This is a genomic window from Streptomyces sp. NBC_00691, assembly GCF_036226665.1.
Classification (GTDB): domain Bacteria; phylum Actinomycetota; class Actinomycetes; order Streptomycetales; family Streptomycetaceae; genus Streptomyces.
On the sequence record NZ_CP109007.1, the window covers coordinates 6,815,027 to 6,828,003 of the forward strand.

14 protein-coding genes and 1 tRNA gene are annotated in these 12,977 nt (G+C 72.9%); 12 read left to right on the plus strand and 3 right to left on the minus strand.

Annotation, left to right across the window (positions count from 1 at the left end):
- Positions 1 to 124: 124 nt before the first annotated feature.
- The 10 genes from OG392_RS30570 to OG392_RS30615 all read left to right on the plus strand — a co-directional run bounded on the left by OG392_RS30570 (position 125) and on the right by OG392_RS30615 (position 9,450).
- Positions 125 to 1,438, plus strand: coding sequence for an inositol-3-phosphate synthase (locus tag OG392_RS30570; RefSeq protein ID WP_329284773.1), 1,314 nt, complete (start codon positions 125 to 127; stop codon positions 1,436 to 1,438).
- Positions 1,435 to 2,508 carry an SCO3242 family prenyltransferase gene (locus tag OG392_RS30575; RefSeq protein ID WP_329284775.1) on the plus strand — a complete coding sequence of 358 codons (1,074 nt, stop codon included), beginning with the start codon at positions 1,435 to 1,437 and terminating at the stop codon, positions 2,506 to 2,508. Before OG392_RS30570 ends, OG392_RS30575 begins: the two co-directional genes overlap by 4 nt.
- The gene (locus OG392_RS30580) at positions 2,505 to 3,476 is read left to right on the plus strand and encodes a sugar phosphate isomerase/epimerase family protein (protein WP_329284777.1); all 972 of its coding nucleotides are present in this window, start codon (positions 2,505 to 2,507) and stop codon (positions 3,474 to 3,476) included. Before OG392_RS30575 ends, OG392_RS30580 begins: the two co-directional genes overlap by 4 nt.
- Entirely contained in the window at positions 3,470 to 4,030 is a 561-nt protein-coding gene (locus tag OG392_RS30585) for an EboA domain-containing protein (protein WP_329284779.1), read from the plus strand. The genes OG392_RS30580 and OG392_RS30585 overlap by 7 nt, the downstream gene beginning before the upstream one ends.
- Positions 4,030 to 4,878, plus strand: a complete 849-nt coding sequence (locus OG392_RS30590; protein ID WP_329284781.1) for a TatD family hydrolase — start codon at positions 4,030 to 4,032, stop codon at positions 4,876 to 4,878. Before OG392_RS30585 ends, OG392_RS30590 begins: the two co-directional genes overlap by 1 nt.
- 9 nt (positions 4,879 to 4,887) lie before the next feature.
- Positions 4,888 to 6,081 carry a metabolite traffic protein EboE gene (eboE, locus tag OG392_RS30595; protein WP_329284782.1) on the plus strand — a complete coding sequence of 398 codons (1,194 nt, stop codon included), beginning with the start codon at positions 4,888 to 4,890 and terminating at the stop codon, positions 6,079 to 6,081.
- Positions 6,078 to 7,583: an alkaline phosphatase family protein gene (locus OG392_RS30600; RefSeq protein WP_329284785.1), complete on the plus strand. Its 1,506-nt coding sequence runs from the start codon at positions 6,078 to 6,080 to the stop codon at positions 7,581 to 7,583. The genes eboE and OG392_RS30600 overlap by 4 nt, the downstream gene beginning before the upstream one ends.
- Positions 7,580 to 8,635, plus strand: a complete 1,056-nt coding sequence (locus tag OG392_RS30605) for a sugar phosphate isomerase/epimerase family protein (protein WP_329284787.1) — start codon at positions 7,580 to 7,582, stop codon at positions 8,633 to 8,635. Before OG392_RS30600 ends, OG392_RS30605 begins: the two co-directional genes overlap by 4 nt.
- Positions 8,636 to 8,892: 257 nt before the next feature.
- Positions 8,893 to 8,980: transfer RNA gene (locus OG392_RS30610), tRNA-Leu, on the plus strand.
- 101 nt (positions 8,981 to 9,081) lie between these two features.
- Positions 9,082 to 9,450 (plus strand): zinc ribbon domain-containing protein YjdM, encoded by a 369-nt coding sequence (locus OG392_RS30615; protein WP_329284790.1) that lies wholly within the window; start codon positions 9,082 to 9,084, stop codon positions 9,448 to 9,450.
- A 239-nt stretch (positions 9,451 to 9,689) separates the two neighbouring features.
- Here OG392_RS30615 and OG392_RS30620 read toward each other — a convergent pair whose 3' ends face one another.
- From OG392_RS30620 to OG392_RS30630, 3 genes are all read right to left on the minus strand, one after another.
- Positions 9,690 to 10,400: a class I SAM-dependent methyltransferase gene (locus tag OG392_RS30620; protein WP_329284793.1), complete on the minus strand. Its 711-nt coding sequence runs from the start codon at positions 10,398 to 10,400 to the stop codon at positions 9,690 to 9,692.
- A gap of 216 nt (positions 10,401 to 10,616) precedes the next feature.
- A complete protein-coding gene (locus OG392_RS30625) occupies positions 10,617 to 11,114 on the minus strand; it encodes a hypothetical protein (RefSeq protein ID WP_329284794.1) in 498 nt (165 codons plus the stop codon).
- A gap of 5 nt (positions 11,115 to 11,119) precedes the next feature.
- Complete coding sequence (locus tag OG392_RS30630) at positions 11,120 to 11,572, minus strand: ATP-binding protein (RefSeq protein WP_229313524.1); 453 nt, start codon at positions 11,570 to 11,572, stop codon at positions 11,120 to 11,122.
- Between the two features lie 250 nt (positions 11,573 to 11,822).
- Here OG392_RS30630 and OG392_RS30635 point away from each other — a divergent pair, with 250 nt between their 5' ends.
- Together OG392_RS30635 and OG392_RS30640 are read left to right on the plus strand one after the other, a co-directional pair.
- Positions 11,823 to 12,698 (plus strand): helix-turn-helix domain-containing protein, encoded by an 876-nt coding sequence (locus tag OG392_RS30635; RefSeq protein WP_329284796.1) that lies wholly within the window; start codon positions 11,823 to 11,825, stop codon positions 12,696 to 12,698.
- Positions 12,699 to 12,935, plus strand: a complete 237-nt coding sequence (locus OG392_RS30640; protein ID WP_015037566.1) for a DUF397 domain-containing protein — start codon at positions 12,699 to 12,701, stop codon at positions 12,933 to 12,935.
- The last annotated feature ends 42 nt before the right edge of the window (positions 12,936 to 12,977 follow it).

The following is a 12,977-nucleotide window of genomic DNA, read 5'->3' on the forward strand; positions in this document are numbered from 1 at the left end:
CCAGGACGACGGTGGGCGGGGTGGCGCCGTACCCCCCGCCCACCGTCACCTCCCGCCCCACCAGCACCTCCCGCACCACCCGCACCACTCCTCTTTCCGCTGGACGAGCAGGGAGGCCGACGCCATGACCCACGCACCCCGCACCGGAATCTGGCTCATAGGCGCGAGAGGCTCCGTCGCCACCACCACCATGGTCGGCTGCGCCGCTCTCGTCGCCGGACTCCACCCACCCACCGGCATGGCAACCGAGACCCCCGAACTCGCCGACGCCGGCCTGCCCCCACTCGCCACCCTCGTCTTCGGCGGACACGACACCACCGACTGCCCGCTCCCCAAACGAGCCGAACAACTCACCACCGCCGGAGTCCTCCCGTACGGACTCACCGGAGCCGTCACCCACGAACTCGAGGCCGCCGACCGCGAGATCCGCCCCGGCGGCCCCGCCCCCGGCGACACCCGCACCGACGAACAACTCATCACGGCCTTCACCCACGACTTGACGGACTTCCGCCGACGCATTGGCCTGGACCGCGTCGTGGTCGTCAATGTGGCATCCACGGAGCCGGCGTCGGGGGGCGCCGGGCTCCCACCCAGCACCCTGTACGCCGCCGCCGCACTGCGCGCCGGATGCCCGTACATCAACTTCACCCCGTCCACGGGCCTGCGCCACCCCACCCTCGCCGCCCCGCTCGCCGACAGTCGGCTGCCCCACGCGGGCCGCGACGGCAAGACCGGCCAGACCCTGCTCCGCGCCGTCCTCGCCCCGATGTTCCGCCAGCGCGCCCTGACCGTACGCGCATGGTCCGGCAGCAACCTCCTCGGCGGCGGCGACGGAGCCGCCCTCGCCGACCCGGCGGCCGCGGCCGCCAAGAACGCGGGGAAGGAACGCGTCCTCACCGACACCCTCGGCCCCGGCGTCGAAGGCCAGGTCCACATCGACGACGTCCCCGCGATGGGTGAGTGGAAGACCGCCTGGGACCACATCGCCTTCGACGGCTTCCTCGGCACGCGCATGATCCTCCAGACCCTCTGGCAGGGCTGCGACTCCGCCCTCGCGGCACCCCTCGTCCTCGACCTGGCCCGCCTCACGGCCCGCGCCCACGAGAAGGGCCTCACAGGACCCCTGGAGGACCTCGCCTTCTACTTCAAGGACCCCGAAGGCACCCCACCGGCCTCACTGTCGGACCAGTACGAGCGCCTGCTGACCTTCGGCCGCACCCTGACCGACCGCCCGGCCACGGAGGACACGGACGCGCAGGACGCGGACACGGGCGGGACAAGCGGCGCGGGCGGGACGAGCTGCGCGGGCGGGACGAGCGGCGCGGGCGGGACGAGCTGCGCGGGGACGGATGACGCGCGTACGGGGGACGCCGGAACGGGGGAAGCGGGTACGCGGGCCACGGGTACCGGTGATTCCGGAACGAGGACGGCCCGATGACCCGGAAGCGCACCGGCCGGGCACAGGCCTGGGCGGAACTCCTCCGCGTATCGGCACTGTTCTCGGTGCCCGGCGACGCCCTCGCGGGAGCGGCGGCGGCCGGGGTCCGCCCCGGCCGTGGCACGCTCTGCGCGATCGGCGCCTCCCTCTGCCTGTACGAGGCGGGGATGGCGCTCAACGACTGGGCCGACCGCGCCGAGGACGCCGCCGAACGCCCCCACCGCCCCCTGCCCTCCGGCCGCATCGCCCCGAACGCCGCCCTGACGGCCTCGGCGGCCCTGACGGCGGCGGGCCTGGCACTGGCCTCCCGCGCGGGCCGCCCGTCCCTCGCGGTCGCCGCCGCTCTCGCCACCACGGTCTGGGCCTACGACCTCGGCCTGAAACACACCCCCGCGGGCCCCGGCGCCATGGCCGCGGCCCGCGCCCTCGACCTCCTCCTGGGCGCGACGGCCTCGACCGCTGCCTCCAAGACGGCCCCGGCGGGGAACGGTCGGCCCCACCGCCACGCCGTCCGCGCCCTGCCGTCCGCCGCCCTGCTCGGGGCCCACACCTACGCCGTCACCGCCGTCTCCCGCCACGAGACCCAGGGCGGCTCCACCCGCACTCCGCTCGCCGCACTCGCCGTCACCCTGGCGGTGGCCGGGGCGGCATCGGGCGAGCCATTCGGCCGACGGCCCGGCACCACCACCGCAACCTCTCCCTCCGGGCCCCCCGCCCCCGCCCCCCACCCCCACCCCCACCCTCACCCCGCCCTCCCCGCCGGCCGGCCCGTCCCCTCACGCCGGGTCCTCCCCTCCGGCCTCGCCCTCTCCTTCCGGCCGCTGCCCTCCCGTGGGCTCGGCCCCCTCCTCGCGCTGGCCTACGCCCGTACCCCGGCCGCCCTCCTCCTGCACGCCGCGCTCAACCCGTCCGCGGCGCTCACCGAGCGGGCCGTCGGCGGGGGCATCCGGGCCACGATCCCGCTGCAGGCCGCGCTGGCCGCCCGGGCCGGGGCGCCGGGGACCGCGCTCGCCCTGCTCGGCCTCGTCCCGGCCGCCCGCGCCCTTGCCAGGAAGGTGAGCCCCACATGAGCAGCGCCGGCCCCGTCCCCGCTTCCGACCGGCCGGGTCCTTCCCGTGCCGGGTCCGCCGGTCAGATCACCACTCCCGCCTCCTCACGCTCCTCCACGCACTCCTCGGACCGCCCCCGGCTGGGGTACGGCACCAACGGCCTCACCGATCTGCGGCTCGACGACGCCCTCGGGCTGCTCGCCGATCTCGGCTACGACGGCGTCGGGCTGACCCTCGACCACATGCACCTCGACCCGCTCGCCCCCGACCTGGCCGCCCGTACCGCCCGGGTCGCCCGGCGCCTCGGCGAGCTGGGGCTCGGTGTGACCGTCGAGACCGGGGCCCGCTACGTCCTCGATCCGCGCCGCAAGCACGGCCCGTCCCTGCTCGACCCGGACTCCGAGGACCGGTCCGCCCGGGTCCGACTCCTGTTGCGGGCCGTCCGGGTCGCGTCCGACCTCGGCGCGCATGCCGTGCACTGCTTCAGCGGCGTCCTCCCGGCCGGCACCGCACCGGACGAGGCCTGGAAGCGGCTCACCTCCTCGCTCGCCCCGGTCCTGGAGGCCGCGGAAGCCGCCGGCGTCCCCCTGGCCGTCGAACCCGAACCCGGCCACCTCCTCGCCACCCTCGACGACTTCCACCATCTGCGCGGACTCCTCGGCGACCCCCCGCCCGGCGTCCTCGGCCTCACCCTCGACCTCGGCCACTGCCAGTGCCTCGAACCCCTCCCTCCCGCCGACTGCCTGCGCGCCGCCGCGCCCTGGGTGCACCACATCCAGATCGAGGACATGCGCCGCGGTGTCCACGAGCACCTGCCGTTCGGTGACGGCGAGATCGACTTCCCGCCCGTGCTCGCCGCCCTCGCCGAACTCACCGCCGCGGGCTACCCCGGACTGACCGTCGTCGAGCTGCCCCGGCACTCCCACGCCGGCCCCGCACTCGCCCGCAGTTCCCTCTCCTTCCTGCGCCGGGAGGTCCCGACATGCTGACCGTCACCGCGGCCGCCCGCGCCTGGCTGGCCTCCGCCCTCGCCGAGGCCGAGGCCCGCGCTCCCGGCTGGGAGGAGCGCTTCGTCGCCGCGGGCCGGCACTGCGGGCGCGAGCACGCGGACGAGGCCCGCACCCATCTCCTCCGAGCAGCCGGTGCCGACCCCGACACCCTCAGCCGTCTCTACCGGCACGGGGCCGCCGCCGAGCGCCGCGCGGTCCTCCTCGCCCTCCCCGGCCTCGTCACCGGCCCGGAGGCCGTGCCTCTCGTCGAGGACGCCCTCCGCACCCACGACACCACTCTGATCGCCGCCGCCGTCGGCCCCTACGCCGCCGCGCATCTCTCCCCCCACGCCTGGCGGCACGCCCTCCTCAAATGTCTCTTCACCGACGTCCCCGTCACCGACGTCGCCGGACTCGCCGAGCGTGCCGCCGGTGACGACGAACTCGCCCGGATGCTCGCCGACCAGGCCGCCGAACGCACCGCCGCCGGCCGCGACGTTCCCGCCGATCTGACCCGCGTCCTCGCCCTCACCGCCCCCACCGAGGAGTCCTGATGCGCATCTTCGACCCGCACATCCACATGACCTCGCGCACCACGGACGACTACGGGGCGATGTACGACGCCGGTGTCCGCGCCCTCGTCGAACCGTCCTTCTGGCTCGGCCAGCCGCGCACCTCGCCCGCCTCCTTCCTCGACTACTTCGACGCCCTCCTCGGCTGGGAGCCCTTCCGCGCCGCCCAGCACGGCATCGCCCACCACTGTGCCCTCGCCCTCAACCCGAAGGAGGCCAACGACCCCCGCTGCGTCCCCGTCCTCGACGAACTGCCCCGCTATCTCGCCAAGGACGGTGTCGTCGCCGTCGGCGAGATCGGCTACGACTCCCTGACACCCGCCGAGGACACCGCGCTCGCCGCCCAGCTCCAGCTCGCCGCCGACCACGGCCTGCCCGCACTCGTCCACACCCCGCACCGCGACAAGCTCACCGGCCTGCGCCGCACCGTCGATGTCGTCCGCGAGTCCGCCCTCGCCCCGGACCGTGTGCTCCTCGACCACCTCAACGAGACGACCGTCAAGGAGGCCGCCGACAGCGGCGCCTGGCTCGGCTTCTCCGTCTATCCCGACACCAAGATGGACGAGGACCGGACGGTCGCGATCCTCAAGGATTACGGCACCCAGCGCGTGCTGGTGAACTCGGCCGCCGACTGGGGCCGCAGCGACCCCCTCAAGACCCACGCCGTCGCCCTGGCGATGCTCGGCGCCGGCTTCACCGACGACGACGTCGACCAGGTCCTCTGGCGCAACCCCGTCGCCTTCTACGGCCTCAGCGGACGCCTCCACCTCGACCTCCCCGCCCCGCCGGACCTGCACGAGGGCAACTCCGTGCTGCGTGGCGGGGAATGAGGCGTCCCCATGCGCTTCCGGCACCCCGACGGCTCCACCGTCCACCTCGCCTACTGCACCAACGTGCACCCGGCCGAGACCCTCGACGGCGTCCTCGCCCAGCTCCGCGACCACTGCGAGCCGGTCCGCCGCCGCCTCGGCCGTGACCGCCTCGGCATCGGCCTCTGGCTCGCCCGGGACGCCGCCCGCTCCCTGATCACCGATCCGGCCTCGCTCCGTGCCCTGCGCGCCGAACTCGACCGCCGCGGCCTCGAAGTGGTCACCCTGAACGGCTTCCCGTACGAGGGGTTCGGAGCCGACGAGGTCAAGTACCGCGTCTACCAGCCCGACTGGACCCACCCCGATCGCCTCGCCCACACCACCGACCTCGCCCGGCTCCTCGCCGCGCTGCTGCCCGAGGACGTCACCGAAGGATCCGTCTCCACCCTGCCCCTCGCCTGGCGCACCCCCTTCGACGCCGGGACCGCCGCCACCGCCCGCACCGCCCTGACGACGCTCGCCGGACGGCTCGACGCACTGGAGGAACTCACCGGGCGCAGCATCAGGATCGGGCTCGAACCGGAGCCCGGCTGTGTCGTCGAGACGGTCGCCGACGCGGTCGCCGCCCTGACCGCCGCACCGAACCCGCGGATCGGGGTCTGTCTCGACACCTGTCATCTCGCGACCTCCTTCGAGGACCCGCGTACCGCCCTGGACTCGCTCGCCGCCGCCGGCATCCCCGTACCCAAAGCGCAGCTCTCCGCCGCGCTCCACGCGGAGCATCCGCACCTCCCCGAGGTCAGGGCGGCGCTCGCCGCGTTCGCCGAGCCCCGGTTCCTCCATCAGACCCGCACCAGAACCGCCGCCGGTCTCCGGGGCACGGACGACCTCCCCGAGGCGCTCGCCACCTCCGACCGGCGCGGTGCCACCGCCCACGGTCTCCCCGACGCGACCCCATGGCGCTCCCACTTCCACGTCCCGCTGCATGCTCCCCCCTCTCCTCCGCTCACCTCCACGCTCCCCGTCCTCCAGGAGACCCTCGCCCTGCTCGTCGGCGGCCCGCATCCGCGCACCCCTCACCTGGAGGTCGAGACGTACACCTGGCAGGCCCTTCCGCCCGAGAGCCGTCCCCGGACCCGGGCCCGGCTCGCCGACGGCATCGCCGCCGAACTGACCCTGGCCCGCGACCTGCTGACCGACCTCGGCCTCAAGGAACTGCCATGAGCGACCCCGCGCCCACGTCCGCGGCCCCGCACCCGTCCGCCGCCCCATCCGCACCCACCCCCCTCCTGGTCCTCGACGTCGTCGGTCTCACCCCACGGCTTCTGCCGCACATGCCACACCTGGCCGCCCTGGCCCGCGACGGTTCCCAGGCCCCGCTCTCCACCGTCCTGCCGGCCGTCACCTGCACCGCCCAGACGACCTTCCTCACCGGCACGCTCCCCGCCGAGCACGGCATCGTCGGCAACGGCTGGTACTTCCGTGACCTCGGCGACGTCCTGCTGTGGCGCCAGCACAACGGGCTCGTCTCCGGCGACCGGGTCTGGGACGCCGCCCGCCGCACCCACCCCGACTACAGCGTCGCCAACATCTGCTGGTGGTACGCGATGGGTGCCGACACCGACATCACCGTCACCCCCCGCCCCGTCTACTACGCCGACGGACGCAAGGAACCCGACTGCTACACCCGGCCCCCGGCCCTGCACGACGAACTCACCGAGAAGTTCGGCACCTTCCCCCTCTTCCACTTCTGGGGCCCCGGCGCCGATCTGGTCTCCAGCCGCTGGATCGTCGACGCCACCCGTCACATCCTCCGGAGCCGCCGCCCCGACCTCGCCCTCTGCTACGTCCCGCACCTGGACTACGACCTCCAGCGCTACGGCCCCGGCGACCCTCGCTCCTTCCGGGCCGCGGCCGCGCTCGACACCGTCCTCGCGCCGCTCCTCGCGGAGGCACGGGCCGAGGGCCGTACGGTCGTGGTCCTCTCCGAGTACGGGATCACCCGGGTCGAGCGCCCCGTCGACATCAACCGCGCCCTGCGGCGCGCCGGGCTCCTGGAGGTCCACACCCAGGACGGAATGGAGTACCTGGACCCCATGACCTCCCGGGCGTTCGCCGTCGCCGATCACCAGATCGCCCACGTGTACGTCAAGCGCCCCACGGACCTGCCGGCCGTCCGGGAGGCCCTCGCCGACCTCCCCGGTCTGGAGCGGCTCCTCGACGACGACGGCAAGAAGGAGCACGGCCTCGACCATCCGCGCTCGGGAGAGCTGGTCGCCCTCGCCGAGCCCGACGCCTGGTTCACGTACTACTACTGGCTCGACGACGCCCGCGCCCCCGACTTCGCGCAGCTGGTCGAGATCCACCGCAAGCCCGGCTACGACCCCGCCGAACTCCTCATGGACCCGCTCGACCCCTATGTGCGGATCAAGGCCGCCAGGGAGATCGCCCGCAAGAAGCTCGGTATGCGGTACCGGCTGGCCGTCGTCCCTCTCGACCCCTCACCTCTTCGCGGCAGCCATGGCCGCCTTCCCGCGAGCGACGACGAAGGTCCGCTCATCCTGTGCTCCACCCCCCGCGCCCTGGACGGCCGCGTCGCGGCCACCGATGTGAAGAACCTGTTGCTCAGGCTGGCCGGGGTCACGGAGACCCCGGTCCGAACCCGTCCTCGAGCTGAATCCAGTGAAGCAGGCCTTTCCGACAGCCAAGGAGTTATCCACAGATGAGTCGCACTCGCCGAACCGAAGCCGCCGACGACCCCGAGCTCGTCCACAGGCTCAGCCGGCGCAACATGCTGGGCGTCGCCGCCGGCGCGACCGCCGCCGCGCTGCTCGGGGCTGCCGCCCCCGCCGCCGCGGCGGGGACCACCGCATCGCCGGGCCACGGTCACGGCCGCCCCGTTCTGCCGCCCGGCCGTCTCGGTATCCAGCTCTACTCGCTGCGGGACAAGGTCTCGACCCTCGGCTTCGCCGCCGTCTTCGCCGAGCTGCGGAAGTACGGCTACGACGAGGTCGAGTTCGCCGGTTACAGCCAGGGCTCCGCGGGCCCCATCAGCCTCGCCCAGCTCAAGCGCCTCACACGTGATCACGGGCTGCGCCCGATCGGCAGCCATGTCGGCTACTACGCGAGCGACCCGGCGGCGTACACCTTCGCCCAGAACCTCGACCGTGTCCTCGACGACGCGGCAGCCCTGGGCCTGCCCCACATCGGCACCGCCTCCGGGCCCTGGCGCTACGGCGACACCGTGGACGGCTGGAAGCGGTGCGCCGAGGACTTCAACCGGTACGGCGCCGCCGCGCGGAAGCGGGGCATGAAGTTCTACCAGCACAACCACTCGGAGGAGTTCTCCTTCGCCAGCGACCGCCCCGACGTGCGCCTCTACGACGTCCTCCTCGCGGAGACCGACCCCGACCTGGTGCATCTGGAGATGGACATCTTCTGGGCGTACGTCGGCCAGTACCGCTACTCGGTCCGCCCGGACGGCACCCCCGCCCCGTTCGATCCGCTCGACTACGTCCTCGACCAGCCCGACCGCTATCCGCTGTTCCATGTGAAGGACGGCGACCGGGACGACACCGCCGTCCCCTACGGCTACCGGATGACGGACGTCGGTGACGGGGACATCGACTACCGGCGGTTCATCTCGGCGGTCAACCGGACCCGCCACGGCCGGAGCGCCCACCACTGGCAGGCCGAGCACGACAACCCGGTCGACTCGCTGACCTTCGCCCGCAGGTCCAGCGCCCATCTCCACTCGCTGCGCGAGAAGGGCCGCTGACCCACCCCCCGGGCCCCTGACGGGGGCCCGGGACGGTCGGCCAGGGTGCCCGGGGGCCGCCGACCGCCCTGCCGGCGCACGCTGGGTGAGCGGACGGCGGCACGCTGTGCGCGCGGGCGGGCGATCCCGGACTTGATCAAGGACCGGGGGCTGGCTTCACCCCACTGACCACGGAAAACGCTGGTGAAACCCACCTGGAACCCCTGGTAGAGTTACATCTGTCGCCGCGAGGGAAACCCCGCTGCGGCAGACACCTTGTCCGGGTGGCGGAATGGCAGACGCGCTAGCTTGAGGTGCTAGTGCCCTTTATCGGGCGTGGGGGTTCAAGTCCCCCCTCGGACACCAGTGGAAAGGCCGGTCGATCTCGTATCGACCGGCTTTTCGCGTGGTACGCGGCGCCTGCGGCGGCCCGGGCGGGAGGGGGAACGGCCGCCTATCCTGGGGGAGTGATCGAGAACCTTCCCGCCTGCCCCCAGTGCTCCGGCGAGTACACCTACGAGATGAACGATCTGGTGGTGTGCCCCGAGTGCGGACACGAGTGGGTGCCGGCGGCCGACGGCGCGAGCGGCGCCGCCGGTGCGGAGGCGGGCGGGGAACGCGTGATCAAGGACGCCGTCGGCAATGTGCTGACCGACGGCGACACGGTGACCGTCGTCAAGGCCCTCAAGGTCAAGGGCAACCCCTCCGGGATCAAGGCGGGCACCAAGGTGCGCAACATCCGCCTGGTCGACGGCGTCGACGGACACGACATCGACTGCAGGATCGACGGCTTCGGCGCCATGCAGCTCAAGTCCGGCGTGGTCAAGAAGGTCTGAACCGCACGGCGGCCCGCGCCGCCGTGCGAGCGGTGGAGGCACGACATGGCCGGAGAACGAACGTCCGGACCGATGCCGCCGGACGACCGCCCACCACCCACGGGTCCGCCCTCCGGCCCGTCGAGCACCCCACCGTCACCGGGTCCGTCGTCATCGGACGACCCGGCCCGGTCGTCCGGGCCGTCCACCCCACCGCCCTTCTCCTCCCGCACCGCCGCCGTCACCGCGGCCTCCCGGTCCTACCTCTTGCGCGCCACGACCAGGCGGCACCGCGGGCTTCCGTCCTCGCGGGTGCCCAGGGCGTCGACGGACAGGAAGGAGACCTCGAAGCCCGCGTCCTCCAGGCGGGCACGGACGTCGCCGAGGCGGAAGGTGCGGTAGTACATGACGAACGGCGGGCGCCAGACAGCGTTGCGGACGCGCATCGTGGCGTCGAAGCCCCACAGGATCCAGTAGAGGCGGGAGCCGACCGGGGGCGGGGCGCCGATGGGGAAGGCGAAGGTGCCGCCGGGGCGCAGGGAGGCGTGGACCTGGGCGAACAGGGTGCGCTGCTCGTCCGGCAGGAAGTGGCCGAAGGCGCCGAAGCTGACCGCCAGGTCGAAGGCCGGGGCGAAAGGCAGGGCCAGGGCGTCGGCGCGGACCAGGCCGGCCGTGGGGTGGGCCTCGCGGGCCCGGGTCAGCATGCCCGTACTGAAGTCGACGCCGGTGACGGGGCCCGCGCAGACCGAGCGGAGGACGCCCAGTCCGGCGCCGGTGCCGCAGCAGACGTCGAGGCCGGAGTCGAAGGGGCCGAGGGTCTCCAGGCTGCGGGTCACCGCTGTCAGGAGGCGTTCCGAGGTGCGGAACGGTGTCGCGTCGAACTTGTTCGCGAGCAGGTCGTAGCCGTGCTCGACGGAGGAGAGGGCCTGGACGGTCAGCTCGCGGAGGCTGGGACCCTGCGGGGTGAACATGTCCCCGACCCTATGCGTTCAGGGGGCACGCGGGGCGGGGTTCTCCCCGCCTTGTGCCGTCACCGGTCGTGTTCGCCGGGGGCGCCGCGTACGTCGGGTGAGAGCGTGTCCGCCGGGTGGAACCGTATGCGCCGGGTGACATTCCGTGCGCCGGGTCATGGCGATGCCGGCGCGGCTCGCCGCGTGCGCCCCCGCGGGGCGGCGTCGCCGCGTGCGTCAGAGAGCGCTGCTCACCGGTGGTCCCGCCCAGGACGGTGCGATGCCCGTCAGCTGGCAGACCAGCAGGTAGAGGGGGATCGGCGGGGTGTAGGGGGAGGTGCCGTCGGGGTGGTGGATGAGGCGCGGCCGGCGGTCCGGGATCTCGGCGCCGCGCGCGTAGCAGGCGGGCAGCGGCCAGGTGACATCGTGGTCGGAGCCGGCGGGGACCAGCCACCACCACCAGTCGGAGTCCGCGTAGACGCAGCCCTTGGCGGGGAGGCGGGAGAGGATCTTGAAGCCGAAGCGGGCGGGGACGCCGACGGCGTCGCAGCCGAGGCCGGTGTGCAGTCCGACGGGGACGGCGAGGCGGGTGGCGGCCAGCTCGCGGAGGTGGACGGAGCCGATGGCGCCTCGGGAGCCGGGGCGGAGTTCCGCGGAGCGGCGGGGTTCCGGCATGCGTTCGCCGGTGGGGGACCTGCGGGTTCCGGGGAGCAGCGGGATCATGCGGGTGGCCATCGACCTCAGCACGTTTCCCCCATGCCGTGGGCCAGTTCCGCCCAGACGACCTGGGCCGTTCCGTGTCCGGTGCGGTCGGCGCCCCAGGCGGTGCACAGGGCGTCGACGATGAGGAGTCCTCGGCCGCGTTCGTCCTCGCCGCAGTCGCGTATCCGGGGGTCCGCCGGGCCGCCCTCGTCGCGCACGGCTATCCGCAGGGTGTCCTCGCCCTCGCGGAGCTCGCATATGAAGCGGTCGCTGGCGGTGTGGACGACGGCGTTGGTGACGAGCTCGGAGACGACCAGGGCCACGGTGTCGCGGATGTCGGGGCCGCAGCCCCACAGAATCAGCCGTTCCTCCGCGAGCCGGCGGGCGCGTGCGACCGACGACGTGAGGGCGGGGAGCTCGTAGGCGAAGCGGCGGACGCCATCGGTATCGGTCTGGGGCTGCGGGCGCTGGGCCATGACTCGGGGACTCATGAGACCTGAAGGCTGCGCGTTACCAGAAGCCACGACCGGTTCCTCACAACAAGGGGCAGGAGTGCCGTACGGCGCTGTCGCCGTGGCGCGGTGGCGCACGGCGGCAGCGTGTACTGGTTCACACCGGAACACTGTCCTCCTGACTCGGACACTTGGCAAGTGGCACTCTGAAAATTCCAGAGTGCTGTGTTCTCTCTGGCCCGGCTTCGTGTCACACTCGTCGAAAACAGTGCGTCGGGGAGGTCTGAGAGTGAGCGAGCCGCGGTCCGCCCCCACGGTGGGACAGGTCGTTCTCGGCAGGCGCCTGCAGGATCTGCGGGAGCGGGCCGGCCTGAAGAGGGAAGAGGCCGCGAAGATCCTCCGGGTGGCCCCGGCCACCGTCCGGCGGATGGAGACCGCCGAAGTCGCACTGAAGATTCCGTACGTGCAGCTCCTCTTGCGGGAGTACGGGATCACGGACTCCGAGGCCGAGGGATTCATCGCCCTCGCGGAGGAGGCCAACCTCCCCGGCTGGTGGCAGCGGTTCCACGACGTGCTGCCCGGCTGGTTCTCCATGTACGTGAGCCTGGAGGGGGCGGCCAGCCTCATCCGGGCGTACGAGCCCCAGTTCGTCCCCGGTCTGCTCCAGACCGAGGAGTACGCCCGCGCCATTCTGCGCAGCGGGGCGGTCGGTGGCGGCAGCGACGCCGCCAAGGACGAGGACGCCGAGCGGCATGTAGCCCTACGGATGGAGCGCCAGTCCCTGCTGACCAGGGAGGACGCCCCGAAGTTCTGGGTGATCATGGACGAGACGGTGTTCCGCCGACCGGTCGGCGCCGGGCCCGAAGTGATGCGCGACCAGCTCGACCGGCTGCTCGAAGCGTCGGAGCTGCCGAACGTCACCCTGCAGATCGCGGAGTTCGCGTCCGGCCACCATCCCGGCACCTACGGACCGTTCGTCCTTTTCCGCTTCGCCATGCCCGAACTGCCGGACATGGTCTACAGCGAGTACCTGACCGGCGCCGTCTATCTCGACGCGCGCCCCGAGGTGGCATCCCACCTGGAGGTCATGGACCGCATGGCGGCTCAGGCCGCGACTGCACAACGCACGAAGGAGATTCTCCGGAATCTCCGCAAGGAGCTGTGAATGGATCGCATATACAACGGCATGCCCGCCGCTGAGCTCGGTGCCGAGGGCTGGCACAAGCCGTGGAGCGGCGGGAACGGGGGCAACTGCGTGGAGGCCATGAAGCTGGCCGACGGCAGAGTCGCCGTGCGACAGTCCGCAGACCCTGAAGGACCAGCGCTCATCTACACCCACGGAGAGATCGCAGCTTTCATCCAGGGGGCCAAATCCGGTCAGGCTGACTTTCTGCTCACCTGACCCCTTCCGTCCCACCCCTACCGTCGCGTAACTCTTGTTGTA